This is a genomic window from Microcosmobacter mediterraneus (assembly GCF_031846265.1).
Lineage (GTDB): Bacteria > Bacteroidota > Bacteroidia > Flavobacteriales > Flavobacteriaceae > Microcosmobacter > Microcosmobacter mediterraneus.
This window is the reverse complement of record NZ_JAVRIA010000002.1, coordinates 165,999-186,638: the sequence shown is the minus strand read 5'-3', so window position 1 is coordinate 186,638 and position 20,640 is coordinate 165,999. Positions and strand designations below refer to the sequence as shown.

At 32.8% G+C, this 20,640-nt stretch carries 25 protein-coding genes; 2 read left to right on the top strand and 23 right to left on the bottom strand.

Going from position 1 to position 20,640, the window contains the following annotated elements:
* Nucleotides 1–81 precede the first annotated feature (81 nt).
* Together ileS and RM697_RS04315 are read left to right on the top strand one after the other, a co-directional pair.
* Complete coding sequence (gene ileS, locus RM697_RS04320; protein WP_311426632.1) at nucleotides 82–3,555, top strand: isoleucine--tRNA ligase; 3,474 nt, start codon at nucleotides 82–84, stop codon at nucleotides 3,553–3,555.
* 4 nt (nucleotides 3,556–3,559) lie between these two features.
* Nucleotides 3,560–3,943 (top strand): TraR/DksA family transcriptional regulator, encoded by a 384-nt coding sequence (locus tag RM697_RS04315; protein WP_311426631.1) that lies wholly within the window; start codon nucleotides 3,560–3,562, stop codon nucleotides 3,941–3,943.
* Nucleotides 3,944–4,000: 57 nt separating this feature from the next.
* Here RM697_RS04315 and RM697_RS04310 read toward each other — a convergent pair whose 3' ends face one another.
* The 23 genes from RM697_RS04310 to RM697_RS04200 all read right to left on the bottom strand — a co-directional run bounded on the left by RM697_RS04310 (nucleotide 4,001) and on the right by RM697_RS04200 (nucleotide 20,615).
* Nucleotides 4,001–4,420, bottom strand: a complete 420-nt coding sequence (locus RM697_RS04310) for an arsenate reductase ArsC (RefSeq protein WP_311426630.1) — start codon at nucleotides 4,418–4,420, stop codon at nucleotides 4,001–4,003.
* A 105-nt stretch (nucleotides 4,421–4,525) separates the two neighbouring features.
* The gene (locus RM697_RS04305; protein ID WP_311426629.1) at nucleotides 4,526–5,014 is read right to left on the bottom strand and encodes a DUF6428 family protein; all 489 of its coding nucleotides are present in this window, start codon (nucleotides 5,012–5,014) and stop codon (nucleotides 4,526–4,528) included.
* A 53-nt stretch (nucleotides 5,015–5,067) separates the two neighbouring features.
* Nucleotides 5,068–5,388 carry an ArsR/SmtB family transcription factor gene (locus RM697_RS04300; protein ID WP_311426628.1) on the bottom strand — a complete coding sequence of 107 codons (321 nt, stop codon included), beginning with the start codon at nucleotides 5,386–5,388 and terminating at the stop codon, nucleotides 5,068–5,070.
* A 104-nt stretch (nucleotides 5,389–5,492) separates the two neighbouring features.
* Nucleotides 5,493–6,005 (bottom strand): DUF883 domain-containing protein, encoded by a 513-nt coding sequence (locus tag RM697_RS04295; protein ID WP_311426627.1) that lies wholly within the window; start codon nucleotides 6,003–6,005, stop codon nucleotides 5,493–5,495.
* Nucleotides 6,006–6,065: 60 nt separating this feature from the next.
* Nucleotides 6,066–6,572, bottom strand: a complete 507-nt coding sequence (locus tag RM697_RS04290) for a hypothetical protein (RefSeq protein ID WP_311426626.1) — start codon at nucleotides 6,570–6,572, stop codon at nucleotides 6,066–6,068.
* 50 nt (nucleotides 6,573–6,622) lie between these two features.
* Nucleotides 6,623–7,009 carry a VOC family protein gene (locus tag RM697_RS04285; protein WP_311426625.1) on the bottom strand — a complete coding sequence of 129 codons (387 nt, stop codon included), beginning with the start codon at nucleotides 7,007–7,009 and terminating at the stop codon, nucleotides 6,623–6,625.
* A 14-nt stretch (nucleotides 7,010–7,023) separates the two neighbouring features.
* Nucleotides 7,024–7,395, bottom strand: coding sequence for a VOC family protein (locus tag RM697_RS04280; RefSeq protein WP_311426624.1), 372 nt, complete (start codon nucleotides 7,393–7,395; stop codon nucleotides 7,024–7,026).
* A gap of 3 nt (nucleotides 7,396–7,398) precedes the next feature.
* Nucleotides 7,399–7,854 (bottom strand): DUF1801 domain-containing protein, encoded by a 456-nt coding sequence (locus RM697_RS04275; protein WP_311426623.1) that lies wholly within the window; start codon nucleotides 7,852–7,854, stop codon nucleotides 7,399–7,401.
* 22 nt (nucleotides 7,855–7,876) lie between these two features.
* Entirely contained in the window at nucleotides 7,877–8,386 is a 510-nt protein-coding gene (locus RM697_RS04270; protein WP_311426622.1) for a DUF4199 domain-containing protein, read from the bottom strand.
* Nucleotides 8,387–8,489: 103 nt separating this feature from the next.
* Nucleotides 8,490–8,900 carry a response regulator transcription factor gene (locus RM697_RS04265; RefSeq protein WP_311426621.1) on the bottom strand — a complete coding sequence of 137 codons (411 nt, stop codon included), beginning with the start codon at nucleotides 8,898–8,900 and terminating at the stop codon, nucleotides 8,490–8,492.
* Between the two features lie 9 nt (nucleotides 8,901–8,909).
* A complete protein-coding gene (locus tag RM697_RS04260) occupies nucleotides 8,910–9,938 on the bottom strand; it encodes a 2-hydroxyacid dehydrogenase (RefSeq protein WP_311426620.1) in 1,029 nt (342 codons plus the stop codon).
* 210 nt (nucleotides 9,939–10,148) lie between these two features.
* On the bottom strand, nucleotides 10,149–10,865 hold the full coding sequence (locus RM697_RS04255) for a DUF6090 family protein (RefSeq protein WP_311426619.1): 717 nt from the start codon (nucleotides 10,863–10,865) through the stop codon (nucleotides 10,149–10,151).
* A 2-nt stretch (nucleotides 10,866–10,867) separates the two neighbouring features.
* Nucleotides 10,868–11,620: a DUF6090 family protein gene (locus RM697_RS04250; protein ID WP_311426618.1), complete on the bottom strand. Its 753-nt coding sequence runs from the start codon at nucleotides 11,618–11,620 to the stop codon at nucleotides 10,868–10,870.
* Nucleotides 11,613–12,401 carry a DUF6090 family protein gene (locus RM697_RS04245; protein WP_311426617.1) on the bottom strand — a complete coding sequence of 263 codons (789 nt, stop codon included), beginning with the start codon at nucleotides 12,399–12,401 and terminating at the stop codon, nucleotides 11,613–11,615. Before RM697_RS04245 ends, RM697_RS04250 begins: the two co-directional genes overlap by 8 nt.
* The gene (locus tag RM697_RS04240) at nucleotides 12,394–13,125 is read right to left on the bottom strand and encodes a DUF6090 family protein (protein WP_311426616.1); all 732 of its coding nucleotides are present in this window, start codon (nucleotides 13,123–13,125) and stop codon (nucleotides 12,394–12,396) included. The genes RM697_RS04245 and RM697_RS04240 overlap by 8 nt, the downstream gene beginning before the upstream one ends.
* Nucleotides 13,126–13,128: 3 nt before the next feature.
* Nucleotides 13,129–13,494 carry a cupin domain-containing protein gene (locus RM697_RS04235; RefSeq protein ID WP_311426615.1) on the bottom strand — a complete coding sequence of 122 codons (366 nt, stop codon included), beginning with the start codon at nucleotides 13,492–13,494 and terminating at the stop codon, nucleotides 13,129–13,131.
* A gap of 27 nt (nucleotides 13,495–13,521) precedes the next feature.
* The gene (gene mgtE / locus RM697_RS04230; RefSeq protein WP_311426614.1) at nucleotides 13,522–14,892 is read right to left on the bottom strand and encodes a magnesium transporter; all 1,371 of its coding nucleotides are present in this window, start codon (nucleotides 14,890–14,892) and stop codon (nucleotides 13,522–13,524) included.
* Nucleotides 14,893–15,009: 117 nt separating this feature from the next.
* Entirely contained in the window at nucleotides 15,010–15,786 is a 777-nt protein-coding gene (gene rsmA / locus RM697_RS04225; protein ID WP_311426613.1) for a 16S rRNA (adenine(1518)-N(6)/adenine(1519)-N(6))-dimethyltransferase RsmA, read from the bottom strand.
* 21 nt (nucleotides 15,787–15,807) lie between these two features.
* Nucleotides 15,808–16,611: a DUF6090 family protein gene (locus RM697_RS04220; RefSeq protein ID WP_311426612.1), complete on the bottom strand. Its 804-nt coding sequence runs from the start codon at nucleotides 16,609–16,611 to the stop codon at nucleotides 15,808–15,810.
* Nucleotides 16,608–17,345 carry a DUF6090 family protein gene (locus tag RM697_RS04215; RefSeq protein WP_311426611.1) on the bottom strand — a complete coding sequence of 246 codons (738 nt, stop codon included), beginning with the start codon at nucleotides 17,343–17,345 and terminating at the stop codon, nucleotides 16,608–16,610. The genes RM697_RS04220 and RM697_RS04215 overlap by 4 nt, the downstream gene beginning before the upstream one ends.
* Nucleotides 17,342–18,052, bottom strand: a complete 711-nt coding sequence (locus RM697_RS04210) for a DUF6090 family protein (protein WP_311426610.1) — start codon at nucleotides 18,050–18,052, stop codon at nucleotides 17,342–17,344. Before RM697_RS04210 ends, RM697_RS04215 begins: the two co-directional genes overlap by 4 nt.
* Nucleotides 18,053–18,092: 40 nt before the next feature.
* Nucleotides 18,093–18,827: a DUF6090 family protein gene (locus tag RM697_RS04205; RefSeq protein ID WP_311426609.1), complete on the bottom strand. Its 735-nt coding sequence runs from the start codon at nucleotides 18,825–18,827 to the stop codon at nucleotides 18,093–18,095.
* A gap of 9 nt (nucleotides 18,828–18,836) precedes the next feature.
* A complete protein-coding gene (locus RM697_RS04200) occupies nucleotides 18,837–20,615 on the bottom strand; it encodes a chloride channel protein (RefSeq protein ID WP_311426608.1) in 1,779 nt (592 codons plus the stop codon).
* Nucleotides 20,616–20,640: the final 25 nt, after the last annotated feature.

The window sequence follows — 20,640 nt, the reverse complement described above, 5'->3', positions numbered from 1 at the left end:
TTTTTTAATCTATTTCTACTAATATTCAATAGTTTTCATCAAAATTCCTAATTTTGCACTCTTGTTTAAAACGAGTGTCGTATGAGCCAAAAGTTTCCTGAATATAAAGGACTTAACTTGCCAATAGTTGCAGAAGAAATTCTTAATTATTGGCAGGATAACAACATTTTTGAGAAAAGTGTTTCTACACGAGAAGGAGCTAAACCTTATGTCTTTTTCGAAGGGCCTCCTTCGGCTAACGGTTTGCCAGGTGTGCATCATGTTTTAGCACGTGCCATCAAAGACATCTTTCCGAGATACAAGACTATGAAAGGCTACCAAGTAAAACGGAAAGCTGGTTGGGATACTCATGGTTTACCCATAGAACTAGGTGTTGAAAAAGAATTAGGTATAACTAAAGAAGATATTGGTAAGACCATTTCTGTAGAAGATTACAACGCAGCATGTCGTAAGGCAGTAATGCGTTATACTGATGTTTGGAATGATCTCACTGAGAAAATGGGTTATTGGGTAGATATGGATGATCCATATATCACCTATGACCCAAAGTACATGGAAAGTGTTTGGTGGTTGCTAAAACAGATTTATTCTAAAAACTTATTATATAAAGGTTATACCATACAGCCTTACTCACCTAAAGCAGGGACGGGTTTAAGTTCACACGAACTAAATCAGCCAGGAACCTACCAAGATGTTACAGATACCACAGTAGTAGCTCAGTTTAAAGCCAATACAGATTCATTACCAGACTTTTTAAAAGATGAAGGTGACATTCATTTTTTAGCTTGGACGACTACACCTTGGACCTTACCAAGTAATACAGCATTGACAGTTGGCCCTAAGATTGATTATGTGTTGGTTGAAACCTATAATCAATATACATTTAAACCGATGAATGTGGTTCTAGCTAAGAAATTAGTGAATTATCAATTCTCAGGTAAATTTAACTTGGTGGAAGATAAATCTGAATTAATAGCTTATAATTCAGGAGATAAGAAGATTCCTTATTTTGTTGTTAAAGAATTTAAAGGAAAAGATTTAGTAGGCATCACTTACGAACAACTATTGCCTTACACCTTACCAAATGATAATCCAGAAAATGCCTTTAGAGTTATTTCTGGAGATTTTGTTACGACTGAAGATGGAACAGGAATAGTACATACAGCGCCTACTTTTGGTGCCGATGATGCTTTGGTTGCGAAACAAGCAACACCAGAAGTTCCGCCAATGCTAGTGAAAGATGAGAATGGTAATTTGGTGCCATTAGTTGATTTGCAAGGGCGATTTAGACCAGAAGTGAGTGATGATATTTATGGTTTTGCAGGTGAATATGTAAAAGTGGAATATCTTAAAGAGGATGAAATTGAAGCTGAATTAAAGGTTCAACAAGAAAAATTAGCAGTAGTTCTAAAAAATCAAAAACAGTATTTATCTGTTGATGAACGATTAGGATTGAAACTTAAAAACGAAAACAAGGCCTTTAAAGTTGAAAAATATAAGCACAGTTATCCTAATTGCTGGCGAACTGACAAACCAATACTTTATTATCCATTAGACTCTTGGTTTATAAAAGTTACTGATGTCAAAGAACATATGGTAGCCTTAAATAATACTATAAACTGGAAACCTGAATCAACAGGAACAGGACGTTTTGGTAATTGGTTATCTAACGCTAACGATTGGAATTTATCACGATCACGATATTGGGGAATTCCATTACCAATCTGGAGAACAGAAGATGGTAAAGAAGAACTTTGTATTGGTTCTGTAGAAGAATTAAAAACTGAAATGGCAAAAGCGGTGCAAGCAGGAGTTCTATCAAAAGACATTTTTGAAGATTTTGAAGTTGGAAACAATTCAGATGAAAACTATGCAACTATAGATTTACACAAAAACATTGTTGATGAAATTGTGCTGGTTTCTGCGTCTGGACAGCCAATGAAACGAGAAGCTGATTTAATTGATGTGTGGTTCGATTCAGGTTCTATGCCTTATGCACAATGGCATTATCCTTTTGAAAATAAAGATAAAATCGATAATAACACATCATATCCAGCGGACTTTATTGCCGAAGGCGTAGATCAAACTCGAGGGTGGTTTTACACGCTCCATGCTATTGGAACTATGGTTTTTGATTCTGTTGCTTATAAGAATGTAGTATCTAATGGATTGGTTTTAGACAAAAATGGGCAAAAAATGTCTAAACGTTTAGGAAACGCAACAGACCCTTTCGAAACCTTATCCACCTATGGCGCAGATGCCACACGTTGGTATATGATTATGAATGCCAATCCTTGGGATAATCTTAAGTTTGATAGTGAAGGTATTGAAGAGGTAAAGCGCAAGTTCTTTGGAACCTTGTACAATACCTATTCATTCTTCAGTCTGTATACTAATTTAGATGAGTTTTCTTATACTGAAGATGATATTCCGTTAAGTGAACGTCCAGAATTAGATCGCTGGATTTTATCAGAATTGCATACCTTGATTCAAAAGGTAGATGCGTATTACGCAGACTATGAACCTACAAAAGCAGCTCGAGTTATTTCAAGCTTTACTCAAGATTATTTGAGTAATTGGTATGTGCGTTTAAGCAGAAGACGTTTCTGGAAAGGCGATTATCAAACCGATAAAATTTCAGCATATCAGACGCTTTATACATGTATGGTAACCATAGCAAAGTTAGGAGCTCCGATTGCACCATTCTTTATGGATCGTCTGTATTTAGATTTAAACGCAGTAACCAAAAAAGAAAATTTTGAAAGTGTGCATTTAGCAAAATTTCCTGAATTTGATTATAGTTTTGTAGATAAGTCTTTAGAACGAAAAATGGAGAGCGCACAAACAATTTCTTCTTTAGTACTATCATTAAGAGCAAGTAAAAGTTTAAAAGTACGTCAGCCACTTCAAAAGATTATGATTCCTATTAGTTCTGAAACTCAAAAGGAAGAAATTTTGGCTGTAGCAGATTTAATAAAGCAAGAAGTTAATATAAAGGAGATTGAGTTGCTTGAAGACGCTTCGGATATTTTGGTTAAGCAAATTAAACCCAATTTTAAAACTTTAGGACCGCGTTTTGGTAAGGATATGAAGTTGATTGCCAATGAAATACGAAGTTTTGATGCTGATAGTATTAAAAATATCGAGCAAAATGGTGAAATAGACGTTGAAATTAACGGAAAAAATATTACATTGGGAATAGATGATGTTGAGATTACATCACAAGATATAGAGGGATGGCTTGTAGCCAATGAAGGATCTATAACTGTAGCATTAGATGTTACTATCTCTGAAAATTTACGAAAAGAAGGGATTGCACGTGAGCTCGTAAATCGTATTCAAAATTTGCGTAAAGATTCAGGATTTGAAGTAACAGATCGTATAGATGTAATGCTTCAAAAAGACGATTCTATTGTAAACGCCGTTAACTCCAATATAGACTATATTAAAACAGAAACCTTAACCGAAGAATTAGAAATTAAAGACAGTATAATCAAAGGAATTGATATAGCTTTTGATGAAGTGAAAACAAAATTGTTTATACAAAAACATTAATATTATGGGAATAGAAACTAATAATAGATATTCTGACAAGGAGTTAGAAGAGTTCAGAATATTAATTCAAGAAAAAATTGACAAGGCAGAGCACGATTTAGAACTTATTAAAAGTGCTTATATGAATGATCATAATAATGGCACCGAAGATACAGCACCTACTTTTAAAGCATTTGATGAAGGTAGTGCAACTATGAGTAAAGAATCGAACTCTCAATTAGCAATACGACAAGAAAAATTTATTCGCGATTTAAAAAATGCTCTAATTAGGATAGAAAACAAATCTTATGGTGTCTGTAGAGTAACAGGGAAATTAATTAATCCTGAACGCTTAAAATTAGTACCTCATGCTACTTTGAGTATTGAAGCAAAGAATATGCAGAAGTAATTCTTTTTAATAGTATAATAGAAACAAAAACGCTTTGCTTTTGCAAAGCGTTTTTGTTTAAAAATTATTTTCTGAAAATTCTTTAAAGTAAGCCTTTATTTCATTTCTAGCCTTTAGGAAGGCATCGTACTTTTCTTTTTCTGTTCCTTCTACTTTAGAAGGATCAAAGAAATTATGATGGATTCGTATTGCATTTTTACTTGGAATAAAAGGACAGTTTTCATTGGCATGATCACAAACAGTAATGATGTAATCAAAATCTACATTAGCATATTCATCTACATGATTTGAGGTATGATGTGTTATATCAATCCCATCTTCTTTCATAATCATTAAAGCTCCTGGATTTAAACCATGGGTTTCTATTCCTGCACTATAAACCTTTACACGTCTATTATCTAAAAATTCATTGAGATAACCATGTGCCATTTGGCTTCGGCAAGAGTTCCCTGTACAAAGTACTAGTATGTTTTTCATTGACTTTTGTCATCCTGAACTGTCACACTGAGCTTTCCTGTGCTGAGCATAGTCGAAGTATCGAAGTGTTGATTCAGGATCTCATTTTAATTTAACTTAATTTTTTTAACAGCAACCACTTTCTGGTGTGCAGCAAGTTTCTGATGAAGCAACTTTAGACTCAATAATACCACAAGCTTCTTTTGCCTTACAATCGGTTTTTTCGATGGCTAATTTAATAATTAGATGTTGGTCTTTTATTTCGTAATCGTTAACAAATAGTTGTGTGGTGTGAAATAAGGTGTTTCCATATTCAAACTTTATTTCGGCATTAGGATCAAAAGGTTTAATACGCCCTACTTTATTCAGAATTCCATTAGCTTTAAAGCACCTCATAAATTCAGTTTTTCCTAATTCATTTGGGCTTTCCCAGAGTTGTACAACGGTTTCTGTCCAAGAATCAATATTAGCACCACAATCTACAGATTCTATGTTAGTATGTTTTATTTCAGTGATATGATAATTAGCGCCAACAAGTTGATTTTGAGCATATTCAAAAAGCAATGCTTTGTCTTTATGTGTTTCCAATAGATTTAAAAAGTCTTGAGTTTTCATTTTAATAGGATTTATATACGTATTAGTATTGTTATTAAATCTTGATTATCGACCTAACAACAATTGGATTTCGTTTTAGAAAAAAAGGAATTTAACGATTGTCTAAACTCTTCTAAACGCTCTATGTTTAAACAATAGTTTCGCTGTTTCCCTTTATGAGAGCCATAGAGTAGGCCAGCATCTCCAATAACCGTTAGATGTTGTGAAATGGTAGCTTGAGACAGACCAATAACTTCTACAAGGTCATTACAGCAGCCTTCTTGTACGCTGAGTTCTTTTAAAATAGCAACACGCGCAGGATGCGCAAAAACCTTTGCTATTCTAGATATATCAATATGATTTTGATCGTGTATTTTAAGTCTAGTTGCTCCCATACTTAGAAAATTAATTATACAAATATACACTATTATCGTAATATTGCAATATCACGATAATATAATAATTAAAAAAACTGAGTATAGCACTCAGCTTTTTATTATTACAAGGATTTAAACCAATCTTGGAACTGCTCTCCCAAAAGGAAAACTGGTTTTTGTTTTCCACCAATGGCACTAACTAAACTCATTAACCACATGGCTAAAGGTAGTATCCATGCAAATAAATTTATTATTGGTATTATACTACAAACTAGTGCAACTATGAAAATACCTAGTACTTGTCTAATGTAGAAAGAAGCAAATTCGGATTTCTTATCACCACCATTCATAACAATAGCAATGATCCAGCCTATTAAAGTTATGTGAGCAATGATTGCTACATTTTTACCATCACTAAGTACTTCTTTGGCATCTCCTGTAAATTCATTGAATTTATCTTTAGCATCATCTGCAAACTCACTAGCTTTTTCCTTAGCGTCACTTGCTAACTCCTTTGCTTTTTCTGCTGCGTCACCTGCAAATTCACTAGCTTTATCAGCAGCTTTTTTTGCACCTTCTTTAGCGTCTCCTAACATATCGTTTAGGTCATCGCTTAGACTTTTTTCGTCAGACATAGTTTTTGTGTTATTAAAATTAGACCTTAAAATTACAAAATAAAGTTAATGACCTAGTATTTATTTAGATCCAAATAAACGCTGGAAGAAATTTTTAGTCTTCTTACCTGCTTCTATTACTGTCTCTTTTGCATCTTCAGCTAAATCTTCTAGTTTTTCTCCAGTATCTGAAGCAAACTCACTAACTTTTTCTGCAGTTTCACCTAGCACCTCTTTTGCCTCTTCTGCTAGTTCTGTTGCTTTAACTTTAGCTTCTTCTTTAAACTCATTAAACTTTTCTTTAGCTTCCTCGGCATACTCACTTACTTTTTCTTTGGTCTCTGCAAAAGATTCTTTTGCTTCTTCAGCTAAATACGTTGCTTTTTCTTTGGCAACTTCGGTATACTCCTCTAATTTTTCACCAGCATCTGAAGCAAATTCTGAAGCTCTATCTTTAATATTATCGTAGGTGTCTTTAACGTTAGACTTAAATTGGTCTACTTTTTCTGATGTAGAATCTGTGTCATCCTGTATAATTTCAGGAATATCTTTAAGATTTTCGTCTTTATTATTCTGTTCTTCAATCATTGATATTATTTATTTTATAAGTAACGTATCTATTAATTTTGTTACAAGAACTACAAGAAAGCCTTATCTATAGGTTCCCATAGCTCTATTTTATTTCCATCATTATCCATGATATAACCAAACTTACCATATTCATACTCCTCAACATTACCTACTATTGTGACCCCTTCTTTTTTCAAAGTCACTAATAACTCCTCTAAATTTTCAACACGATAGTTAAACATGAAGTCTTTTTTTGACGGTTCATAATATTTGGTGTCTTTAGGAAAAGGACTCCATTGTGTGGAACAATCTTCACCTTCTTTGTTTTTCCACCAAAAGGTACAGCCATAATCATCTGTATTAAACCCTAAATGTCTCTTATACCAATCTTTAGTGGCTTTTGGATCTTTGGTTTTAAAGAACAAACCACCTATTCCTGTTACTCTATTTTTCATTATATAATTTTTTATTAAACATGCTGATCGATAAGAATGGCATTACCATCTGGATCAAGCACTACAAAACTTGCTGGACCAGATGTTGTTTCATCAGCTTCTGTTTCAAGTTTAATGTTATTAGTTTTTAGTGTTTGTTGAATGTCTCTAACATCATCAAATGATTCTAATGCATTCGCATTTTCATCCCAACCTGGATTAAATGTCATTATGTTATTTTCAAACATACCTTGAAATAAACCTATTAATGCATTTCCATTTTTCATAATGAGGTAATTCCGCTCTATATCTCCAGCAAAAACACTGAATCCGAGCGTTTCATAAAATGCTTTTGATTTATGAATGTCTTTTACATTTAGACTAATTGAAAAAGCTCCTAATGTCATAATCTATTTTTTTATCGCGTTTTCATAAATATCTATCCACTCTTCAACAGTCATTTTACCCAAAAGCTCTTCAATTAAATCATAAGGAATATCATCTACTTTCTTAAAACGCACACAACTCTTGCCCATATCTAATTTGTATTTAGCATGTTTAGGATATTCCGCTACGAACCAATTGTATAGTTCTTTTTTGGCATACATTCCCATGTGATAGAATGCAATAAAATTCTTTTGTGATGCGATACTTATAAAAGGTAAAGGTGGAAATGGCTTACAATGATATCCTGGAGGATAAATGGATTTAGGCACAAAATAAGCTGGCATACCATAACCCATTCCAGATTCTAAACCTTCAGGCATATTATCTTTTATAAGGTTATGAAGTTTGGTCATTGGTTCTTTTCGTTCTTCTGGAAGTTGACTAATGTAGTCTTCTGGTGAATCTGCTTTGTATTGCATAATTATAAGATTGATTTAGTTGTTATTTGCGTTGTAAAATTAGTCCTGAAATTAAAGATATAATAAACCCTAATATAAGCACAGTTGCAAACATTAAACCTGCCATAAAACCAGGACTACCATAGTCTTCCATTTGTTGTTTAAGTTCTGCACTTTTAGTTTCAAGTTCTTGCGCTGTCATGCCACTTTCTTGCATTTTATTTATAGAATAGTCTAAATAATCTGCTACAAAATCTGGGTTTATTTGTGTAGTATATATGTAATCCATAACAGCTACACCAACGGCTGAAAATAATGCGATTAGCATGCCTATAGCTAAGGCTTTGCCAAAAGAGACACTTCCATTATTTTCTTTGTCTCTAAAGTACTTAACGCCAAAGAATATAAATAGTAAAGAGAGCACCATAGAGGTGTATCCAATAAGTTCGCCGTAGTCATAGTCTACTCCCATCCCAAAAAAGAATGGCAATCCAAAAAATACAAACCCACTTATGAGCGCGTATAAACCATACTTAATTACTGTTTTTTTCATTTTATTATGTATTGATTAATTAGCCAAAAGTAGAAAGAAGGTGATTTGTGAGGCTCATACTAAAGTACCATTTTACTCATACTTTAGTTGTAAAGCTAATAATTTAAATGATATTTAGACTTTTTGAAATTTGAATCGCTTGGGTACGACGTTTTGCATTCAGTTTTACCAATAGGTTAGACACATGTGTTTTTATGGTGCTTTCAGAGACAAAAAGCTTTTTTGCAATTTCTTGGTTGGATAAGCCTAAAGCAATTTCTTTTAGGACTTCATATTCGCGTTTACTTAACCCTAATTCTTCAATCTTTTTAAAGTCTATTTTCTGATTAGAAACCGATAAAGCCTTTTGTGCTTTATTATTAATAAATAGACCTATGGTCAAGGATATAATAGCAACAATAGCCATAATATATTCCACTTGAAAGTCACCACTCACCACAGCGTATTTACTAAACTGAAAAAGTAGAAGTAAAGCAATTATTAAGGAACCAAAAATTAGTATGGTTTTCTTCATGTTATAAAACTAGCAAAATTTAGCTTTGATTTTATCTACAATAGTTTGTGCTAATTTCTCCTTGCTTTCGATGGTCCAACCTGCAACATGAGGTGAAAGAATAACATTATCGGAGTTAATAAGATATTGAAATGCTTCAGGTAATTTAGGTTTCATGTCTGGTCGAGCGAAGTCGAGACCTAATTGAGACCTCTCGACTGCACTTCGACTTCGCTCAGTGACCACGCTCGAGGTGACAATTGTTTTAAATAAATCCTCGAAAGACGATTTTTCATATTCCAAGACATCTAAACCTGCACCAAGTATTTTGCCAGATTTCAATGCTAAAACCAAATGATCTGTCACTACGCTTTTACCGCGAGCTGTATTAATGAGCCAAAACGATTTTTTGAAAGCATTTATAAAATCTGTATTGACCATATTCAAAGTTAATGGTGTCTGAGGTGTATGTAGGCTTAAGACATCAGCCTTTTCTTGAAGCTCTTCTAAAGACACTTGTTTTGCATTTTCATCACCAACATTGTTTTTAATATCATAACATAATACTTCTACATCAAAGCCTCTTAGTTTTTTGGCAAAGGCTTTTCCCATGTTTCCGTAACCTATTAAACCAATAGTTTTTCCGTCAAGCTCAACGCCTCGATTGGCTTCTCTGTTCCATTGTCCTTGTCTTACTTCTTTATCAGCTTTATTGAGTTTATTGAATAGAGAGAGCAACATAGCTAAACTGTGTTCACCAACGGCATTTCTGTTGCCTTCTGGTGCATTAAAAAGGGTTACACCCTTTTCTTCAGCATATTTGCAATCTATGTTTTCTAACCCAGCACCAACTCTGCCTATAAATTTTAGGTTTGTTGCTGAGTCTAGGAATTGTTTATCGATACTAAATCTACTTCGAATAACAATTCCATCATAGTCTGATATTTTAGTTTCAATGGCTTCTTTTGAAGATGTGTAATCTTCATCATTAGTAAAGCCCAAATCGTTGAGTTGGTTTAGGAGCAGTTCGTGGTTGGTATCTAGGTGTAGTATTTTCATGTTCACTTCCTGCGAAAGCAGTAATCTTTTTTAAGATTAAGTTCATTTTGTCTTGATACAAAACGAACCAAAAAATCAAATTGAAATTAGGAATTTTTCAGCGAAGCTGAAAATCAAAAATGAAATCTAAAATTCGTCCATGGCTTCCGAATTTCTTAACGATTTAATTTTTATATTCTGAATTTCAATGGCTCGATGCGTTGCATCGATTTATTCCTTTAACTCTTCATCAATTTTCTCAATAACTTTAGAAGTGGCTTCTGAGACTCTAACACATTGCCTAAAGTAAAGTTGTGCCAAATAATTACTTTCATAAAGTATATTCAAAAATTCAGCATTTTGTAAAATATTATCATAATCATTTGGTTTGTATGTTGGACCATTTAATAACTTAAAGTGCTTACGTGTAAAGGGAAGTGTAGCGTTGGTAAATGCATTTGCCACTTTTGTTTCTTGATCTTTTAAAAGCCAATAATCTTCTTCATATAGCTTAACTAGATTAAGACGTAAATCCTTATTACTGATTATATCTAACCCTTGACTTTTTAGATTTTCGAAGGTAGCATAAGATATACCAAAAGAATAATTACCAGTTGGCACATAGAAATAGGCATCCAAAGAATCGTGATACTTACCTTGGGCTTCTAAATGATCAATTAGTTTTTTGCTTTTAGATTGAAAATCATTGAATTGTAATTTTCGTTTTTCTAATATGTTTTTATTGGATACTAAGCCTTGTTTTAATTCTTCTAAAACATCTTGCTCTCTAATATCAGCTTTTCGATTTTCATTCCAATTGTTTATTTGCAGAGCAATTAGAATTCCTATTACGACCAAAAGAATTTCCCCTATAGCGTATTTAAAATATTTACCCATATTGTTCTGTTCAATTAATGATTTACGAATATGTCTAAAGAATTTAATCAAAATTATTGATTTAGTTCGGTTTTTATAAGCTCTAAAACTTCGGCCTGATAGTCATATAACTTTTGCGCAGCTTCAAAGGAATCACTCGCATCAATGATTCTTTCGGCAACGATTGTTTCAAATACCATATCAGATAATATAGCTTCTTGTGAGAACTTGAATGTGCTTTTTTTTATGTTTTCAGAACCAAATAATCTCAATACGCGCTTTAAAGGGTAGTTTTCTTTTAAGTATGGTAACACTAAATCAAAAACATCTTTTTCACTCCAGTTTAAAGTTGTTTTATAATGATTTAAAAAACTATTCCAAGATGCTAATTTAGAATTTAGTTCGTTGTTTTTAATTAAAGAAATTTTACCAGAGGTAATAACAGAATTTATAACCCCTTCCTTAGGAGTGTAAGTAGGCAACCATCCTATACTGAACATTAATGAATCTAGTCTCTTGTCAGTAATTAATTTGGGTTTAGGCTCTATATAATTGCCTAACTCTGTTAGAAGCCGTAAAACATTTGAATGACGTTTTAAATCTTTAGTTAAGATTTTCTGATTTTCTGAAACCTCTGTTTTTAAAGCTTTGAGGATTATTTGTTCTTCGTTTCTTGCATTTCTACTTTCATTCCAATTATTAATCTGAAGCGCAATTAAAATTCCAATTACCACGAGGATAATCTCGCCAATAGCGTACTTAAAGTATTTGCCTGTTTTGTTTTCCATAAGTAAATTTTTACGAATATGTCGAAAGAATTTAATCATCTTTTATCTCTTGTTGAATCAGCTTTAACAAACGCTCCATATTGTCTTTAAGACTATTATATCGAAATATTTGACCTTCTGTTAAAAAAAGACGCTGACGCAAAAGATTAATAATAAAGACATCTTTTTTAAAATCTGAAATCGTTTTTGGTTTTACCTCAAACTTCGACAAATTATACTGTGAAAAATCACTGTTTGAGAAACCGCCTGTGTTATACTTAAAACGGTCATAGTTAACTATTGGTAAAAAGTTAAACTTCATTAAGTAAGGTCCTATTATATTGCGTGTATAATCTTTATTTGCAGAATCCCAGCCTTTATAGTTATTATTGTAAAATGTGTTTAAAGAATCTACGAGTTCGTTATTTTTTATGTAGTCTATGGTTCTAGAATCTGTAATGCCATTAAAAGTAGTTTTATTAATATCAAATGAAACCATAAGCATAGTACTAGAAAATCGTTGATTGAATTCCTCTAGGTTTGAATCCCTTTCAGCACTCAATACATCTAAACAAAATTTATAATCGTTTATATGTGTTTTTCCGTTTTCAATTTGAAGCTTTAAGAATTTAATATCGTTCTTAATATCTGTTGATAGCTTTTTTAAAATGATTTGTTCTTCCTCTGAATGTTTTATTTTTTCATTCCAGTTATTAATCTGTAGTGCAATTAAGATTCCGATAACAACAAGGGTTATCTCACCAATTGCGTATTTGAGGTAGCGTTTTGTCTTTCCAGTTTCCATGAGGTTGTATCTTATTTTGCGGAAGAATTTAATCATTTGTATACGCTTTAAGTACATTTGTAAGTTCTCTATTAGATTTTGATAATTTATCTAATAGATTAATTAATCCTCCACCTTTAAGTCTCAATTCGAAAAGAATTTGTTCAAATTCTTCAGAGCCATAATGTGCCGTAAGTTTTTCTTCTATCAATAGTTCTATATCAATATCGTCGGCATAATAATTTAACTCCTTTACAGATTTAGAATTATGAATACCATGCTTTCTTAAGAACGGTCTTACTAAATCGCGTACAACTTCCCAATAAACAGTAGCTTCAGTAATAGTGGTTTTTTGATTTCTATAGTAAATTTTAATGGCTTCTTGGATATCCTTATTAACAATTTCTTTAGAAATATTCTCTTCAAACGCAATTGATACTATATTTCCTCCCCATCTAAGTTGATGTAAGTAAGACGTTTTATCAATTATTTTGTTAGCAGGCACTTCAATGAGTTGGTCGACTAGTTTTAGTTGGTCTTCAAGCCCTCTTTTATTCGTTTCATAATTATTATAATCCGACTGTAAATCTTCTATTAGATTTTCAATGATATATTTTTCATTGAGTTTTAACTTTCGATTTTCATTCCAGTTATTAATCTGAAGCGCGATTAAGATTCCAATAACAACCAATAGAATTTCTCCAATGGCGTATTTAAAGTATTTGGAGGTTTTGTTTTCCATAATTAAGTTTTGACGAATGCGACGAAAGAATTTAATCATTTTTTAAATCTTAGGATACTCAGTTTGTGTACGTTCGTGTTTTACATTTCCTGTATGCGCTGTGTTTAATTTTTCAAATAATAACACATGTACTTCCTCGTCATTTAAGGTTGTTGGGTTGTGTTCTACACCTTTAGGCACCACAATGAATTCACCTTCATTAACCACTTCTGTCCTGTCTCTAAATTGCATGTGTAGTGTGCCTTTAACCACTTGAAACAATTCGTCTTCGTTATCATGACTATGCCATACAAATTCGCCTTTTAGTTTGGCTAAAATAACTTGCATATCGTCTACCACAGCCACCTGATGTGGATGCCAGTTTTTGTTAAATTTTAAAAATTTGTCTTTGATGTTAATAGCTTTCATACCTTAAAAATACAAAAGCAATTTGGTTTAGATACCTAAGATCAGTCTGGCAATCCAAAAATAAATCAAAATCCCAAAGATGTCATTACTGGTTGTAATAAAAGGACCAGTTGCAATTGCAGGATCAATGCCTCTTTTATCTAAGAATAGAGGAACAAAGGTGCCAACAATACCAGCAACAATAATTACAACTATAAGGGATGCTGAAATAGCTAAAGCCGTCAAAAAATGTTGTTTCCAAATCCAAACCACTAGTAATAGAAATATGGCAAGTAATATGCCATTAAGCATGGCTAAAAACATTTCTTTTAGTAAACGACTGTTAATACTTCCTTTTACATCGTCATTAGCTAAACCTTGTACAATAATAGCGCTCGATTGTACACCAACGTTTCCTGCCATGGCAGCAATAAGTGGTGTGAAAAAGAACAAAATAGGAAAGTTCTCTAGCATAGCATCAAAGCCTTCCATAATACCTGCAGCGCCAATACCACCAAGTAAGCCTAAAAATAACCATGGAATTCGTGCTTTTGTAAGCTCAATAATGCTGTCACTAGATTCTACATCTTGTGTAATACCAGCGGCTAATTGGTAATCTTTTTCAGCTTCTTCTTTGATGACATCTACAATATCGTCAATAGTAATTCTGCCAAGAAGTACTTTCTCATCATCAACTACAGGAATAGCTTCCAAATCATACTTCTGCATGACTTTGGCAACTTCCTCGGCATCGTCATTAACATGAACAGAATCTACTTTTGGAATATAGACGCTAGAGATATGTGCTCTGTCTGGCGCCATGAGTAGGTCTTTAAGGGATAAACGACCAATAAGCTTTTCATCTTTATCTACAACATAAATAGAGTGCACACGAGTAACACTTTCTGCTTGTGCACGCATTTCTCTTACACATTGCAAAACGGTCCAGTTTTCTTTAACTCGCACTAATTCTTTTGCCATGAGACCACCTGCAGAATCTTCATCATAGGTAAGCAGTTCTTGGATTTCGGCTTTATGCTCTTCGTCTTCAATCTCTGAAATAACTGCTTCTTGACGTTCTTCAGGAAGCTCTGCTATGATATCTGCGGCATCATCTGTATCTAATTCTTCAATTTCTTGAGCAATTTCTTTAGCAGAGAGTTGCTCAAGGATTTTTTCTCGGATATCTTCATCCAGTTCAGCTAATATATCAGCTGTTTTTTCAGAATCTAGAAGTTTTATGATGTAAACGGCCTGATCAAAGTCTAGCTCTTCTAAGGTTTCAGCAATATCAGCAAAGTGATACTCATTAAGAAACGTATAAACTTTAGCATCGTCTTTGGTTTCTATAAGCTGAGTGACCTGGTCTATAAACTCTGGGCTTATCTCAAAGGTGATATGTTCTTTTTCTTCAGACACGTGTTTTGTTGTACTGTCAGTTCGAGTGGGATTTTTGTAACGTTGTGAAAAAATCTTGTATCGAGAACTTCTGACTTCTCGATACAAAATCAATGTTGTTTCACTCAAAGTGACACGTTAATTCACGTCATTTTCAATTAATTGTGTAAGCTCAATAAACTCAGAAACACTTAATTGTTCTGGACGCTGGCCAAATATACTATTTGCTTTTAAATTATCGGAAAGATTAAATGTTTTTAAACTGTTACGTAATGTTTTTCTACGTTGCTGAAAACTTGTTTTTACAACTTTAAAAAATAGAGCCTCATCACAAGGCAAGGTATAGTTTTCTTTACGCGTTAATTTTAATACTCCAGAATCTACCTTTGGTGGTGGATTAAATACACTTGGCGGCACAGTAAAAAGATACTCAGCTTCATAAAACGCTTGTGTTAATACCGATAAAATACCATACGTTTTAGAGCCTTCTTTTTCGCAGATGCGTTTGGCGACTTCTTTTTGAAACATGCCAGAGAACTCAGGAATCTGGTCACGTATCTCTAAGGTTTTAAATAGTATTTGAGATGAAATATTATACGGGAAATTACCTATAATGGCGAAAGACTCGTTATTAAAAACGTCGTTTAAATTGTACTTTAAAAAATCTTTTTCAATGATTCTTGGCGCAAGATTAAGGTAATGTGATTTTAGATAGTCAACCGATTCTGTATCGATTTCAATGACGTAAGTTTCCACATCTTTTTCAAGAAGATATTTTGTAAGAACTCCCATTCCTGGTCCAATCTCTAAGACTTTAGAATAGTTGTTAAGAGAGAGTGAATCTGCTATTTTTTTAGCAATGTTCTCATCTCTTAAAAAATGCTGACCTAGGTGTTTTTTGGCTTTTACAGACATAGAAAAGTATAAACTACTTAATTATTTATTTTCAAGTTCGTTATCAATTAAACTAATGATTTCTACTATGCGATTTCGTAAGATATTAGATTGCACATTTGTCCAACCATTTATGCCATATAATCTGGTTAAATGGTCTTCAAATTCTGGATGTTTTAATAAGGATACATAATCTTGATTATGCTTTGAAGACCCAATATTGTAATTAGTATAGCTAGAGTTATTATCTGTTCTTTCAATACTGTAACTGCCTAATAAATTGACTTTAAAGGCTTTATTTCGCACACTTCTTAATTGATAATGTTTCACTAAGAACGGAATAAAATGATCGTGCCTGTATTCCTTCCACGCATGTTCATCTTCAATAACGTCTTGTATATCAGCAGACCAATTGGTAAGGGCTTGCTTTAGTTTGTTGTTTTTTATGAGGTGTAAGGTTCCAGAGCTACCAAAATTATGAATTATTGGGTCAAAGGAAGCATAAGGCATGGCGCGCGCAATATATAAGTCTATGCTGTCTTTTAAAGCGAGCTCAGGGTTATCTATAAGTTTAAACAGTTCACCGCAAGATTTAAGCATAGATAGTCTTGTGTTTATCTTTTGGTCTAGTTGATTAAGGTTATCTGTAAAGTCAGATTTTAATTGGCTTAGTAATACGTTTTCTTCTGCTCTTTGCTTTCTGCCTTCATTCCAATTATTAATTTGAAGTGCAATGAGAATACCTATAACCACGAGGATAATTTCGCCAATAGCGTATTTAAAGTACTTGCCAGTTTTATTTTTACTCATGAGATCGTATCTAATTTTTCTGAAGAATTTAATCATAACCCACTACCGCTTATTAAATCAGCGAGTATGATTTCAGTTTGAAGTTTTACTCTGGTTGTTAGTTCAATATATCTATTGATAGTATGCTCCTGGGCAGCAAGTAAATTATAGTACTTTGAAATGTATTTTTTATGGTCATAATTTGAGGTTATGGATTCTAGTAAGGCTTCATTTTTCAACCCTCTATTATCAATAAACTGTTCTCTAAAATTTGCTACTCCATTAAAAAATGATGCACTATTACCTTCAGAGACTTTAATCTCGGCTAATTGTAATCGGTTAAGTTCCATTAGTTTATTGGTGAATTCGTTTGAGAATAAATCTATATTTCCGCTTGATATTAGAATATTAAATGTGTTTACATTGTAAGTGTTATTAACGCGTAACCCAATAGGGGTTGGGTTGGTAGATAAATATTCGTACAATGATTCGACAGATTTGTAAGTGTCAAACACATTTAAAAGTGAATCTATTGTGGGTAATACTCGTTTATTGACTTCAAGTCGATAATTCAATTGAGCAGTATCTTTTTTTAGATCGTAAATCAAATTAGCAAAATAACTCCTCTTTAAGATTTCCTTTTTACGCTTTTCATTCCAATTATTTATCTGTAGGGCAATCAAAATCCCAATAACTACCAGGAGTATCTCACCAATGGCGTATTTAAAGTATTTACCCATTTGATTTTTTTCAATTAGTGATTTACGGATGTGACGGAAGAATTTGATCATTCTTCAGTTAAAGTTAGATTAATAATTTCATTGATAATGACTTTTGCCTTTTGATACCTTTTGATTCTTTGCCTTGTGTATACCATATAGTCATCGATCATGTTTTCAAAAGTAATATCTGAGAAAAACTTCTTATGATCATACGCTAATGATGAACGACCTTCGGGAATATAATCACCAAAAACATCTAAATTTCTTAATGAGCCATTTTCTTTATAATAGTTTAATAGATTTTGAAAGCCAACAGAGGCATCTGTATCTTTATCTTCAATATCTATTGCAACTAAAGACCATTCGTAAAGTTTGCTTCTTAAATCTTCGTTGCTTAAAGCACTAAGTTTACCAGAACTCTCTAAATTTCTTAGCGTATATTCACTTCTTTTCCAAACTGGATTATCAAATGAGTTATACAAAATACTATCTAATTCAATTGCTGTAAAATTAATTTTAGGATTTGGTTCTATTTTTTGAAGTACAAAACTTAATGATTGTTCTATTCTTTTTAATTGAAGTAATAGAGAGTCAAGTGTATTGCCGTTTCTATTAAATTCAGCATTGAGTGTATTCAGTATTTTTAATTCATTAGAACGTTCTTTTCTGTTTTCATTCCAATTATTAATTTGAAGCGCTATGAGAATACCAATAACCACGAGGATAATTTCGCCAATTGCGTATTTAAAGTACTTGCCAGTTTTATTTTTACTCATGAGATCGAATCTAATTTTTCTGAAGAATTTTATCATTTGATTAATCCTTTAATCTTGTTAGTTCTCCTTCTATACTGTCTACTACAGTTAACGATTGGGCAATAGTTCTTTTGTATAAATCAACTAAAAACTCCCTGCTATACATAGCTTCACGGTACGTATACAATGCAGTTCCATTACCGATTAATTTCTTGTAGTTCGCATCACTTATAGTTGCGCCAATAGAGTCTAATCCAAAATAGGGTTGAAATATTGACATTAGTGATTTATACGTGTCATAAGATGGTGTGGCATTTTCTAGAAGTTTTATGGACTCATAATTAAATTCATATAGTCTACTAATGTCATTCCTTAGCGTTTTGTTTGAAATTATAGACAAGCCTTTATTCTTTGCTTCTTCGAAATAGGAGGTATGCAGATTCAAAATCAAATCAAGTGCAACACCTAGTTCTAAATTAGAAACTATTGTGTCATTTTTCTTTTTCTTACTCAAGAGGTGTTTTATTAAGGTACTATCTGCCTTATGATGAAATTTATAGATATTGTAATTGTAATTTAAGTCTATAGTGTCTAGTAAAACATCAGCTCTTATGCCTTTTAGAATATCAATCTCAACAAGTCTTTGTTTTTTTTCTTCATTCCAATTGTTAATCTGAAGTGCTATCAAAATCCCAATAACTACAAGAATAATTTCACCTACAGCGTATTTAAAGTATTTTGATGTTTTGTTCTGCTTCATGAGATCGTATCTGATTTTGCGAAAGAATTTTATCATAGGTTGGTGTTACTTCGTAAAGTTAATCAATTCGCGTCTGTAAGCAGTCAATAATTTAGACTTAGAAACAAATCCAAAATAGTTACCACCTTTAATTACAGGTAAATTCCAAGCACCTGAGCTTTGAAATTTCCGCATCACCTTTTGCATGGAGTCGGTTTCATAATTAATAACGTCAGGTGGATTACTCATAAAGGTTTCAACAGAAGTGGAATCATAAAGTGATTGATCAAACATCACGTTTCTAATATCATCCAAGAGTAGTACACCAACTAATCGTTTATCATCGTCAACAACTGGAAATAAATTCCTGCTCGATTTTGCCACACCTTGATGGAGCATATCGCGTAAAGATGTTTCTGGATGTAACTCAATAAAGTTTTGTTCTATGACGCTGTCCAAGTTCATTAAGGTTAATACACTCTTGTCTTTATCGTGTGTTAACAAGGCATCTTTCTCAGCTAATTCTTTAGTATAAATTGTATGTTCTAAAGCATTTTTTGTAATTAAAAACGACATAGAAACTGTAAGCATCAATGGTACAAAGAGTTCATAACCACCTGTAATTTCAGCAATTAAAAATATTGCTGTTAAAGGTGCATGTAAGACACCAGCAATTAAGCCAGCCATACCAATAAGTGTAAAGTTAGATTCAGAAACCTGAAAACCTAGCCCAAGATTATTGATGATTTTAGCAACGACATTGCCTAAAGCGCTTCCCATGACAAGGGTAGGAATGATGATTCCTCCAGTGCCTCCAGCAACAAGAGTTGTGGTCATAGCTATAGTCTTGAAGATTGTAATACCAAAAAGCAAGGCAATAACCACCCAAATATTATCAGTAAAACCGTCAAACAACGACTTACCAAGTGCATCAATATGATTTCCAGAAAGTAGATTATTTATAAAACTAAATCCTTCACCATAAAGTGGTGGAATAAAATATAGCATGATTCCAATGGCTAAGCCACCTACTAATAGTTTTTGAAACCGTGTTTTAAAACGCTCAAAAAATTTAAAAATAGCAAAGTAGATTTTTGAAAAATAAATAGAAGCTATTCCTGTTCCAACACCCAATAAAATGTAAAACAATGTATCTCTTACTTCAAAAGTTTCCGTGACATTATATGTGAATAAGATTTCGTTACCTACAAATAAATAGGATGTTATAATGGATACTAAAGAGGCAATTAAAAGTGGTAATAAGGAAGCAAAAGTTAAATCTAGCGCAAATACTTCAATGGCAAATATGACTGCTGCAATCGGTGATTTAAAACTTGTGGCAATAACACCTGCTGCTGCACAACCAATAAGTAAGGTTCTGGTTTTTCTGTTAATGTGAAATAGATCACCAATGCTTGAACTTGCAGCTGAGGCAGAAAAAATAGCAGGACTTAATAACCCAACCGAACCACCAAAACCAACGGTTAAAGGCGCTGTAATTAATGGCAAAATCATTTTATTAGAAGCAATTTTCCCACTGCGTTTAGACAATGCAAATAAAATAGAGGGTATGGCTGGTTCTAACGGTTTTTTTGAAATACGTTTTACAAAAATATAAACCAATATAAGGCCTAAAACAGGTAATATAAAGTAGACCTTATTTTCTGAGAAAATAATACTTTTTTCTAGTAACCAAGAAATCCCAAAGGTTAAGTTTTTGAGCAGTACAGAGATTAAACCAGCCACAAAGCCAATTAAAGCAGCAAGTAGCAACACAAAATTACGTTGCGAAATATGCTTGTATTTCCATACAAGAAAACGCTTTAAAAGGGTTGGTTTAGCCATGGATTAAAGCTAATAAAAAATCCTG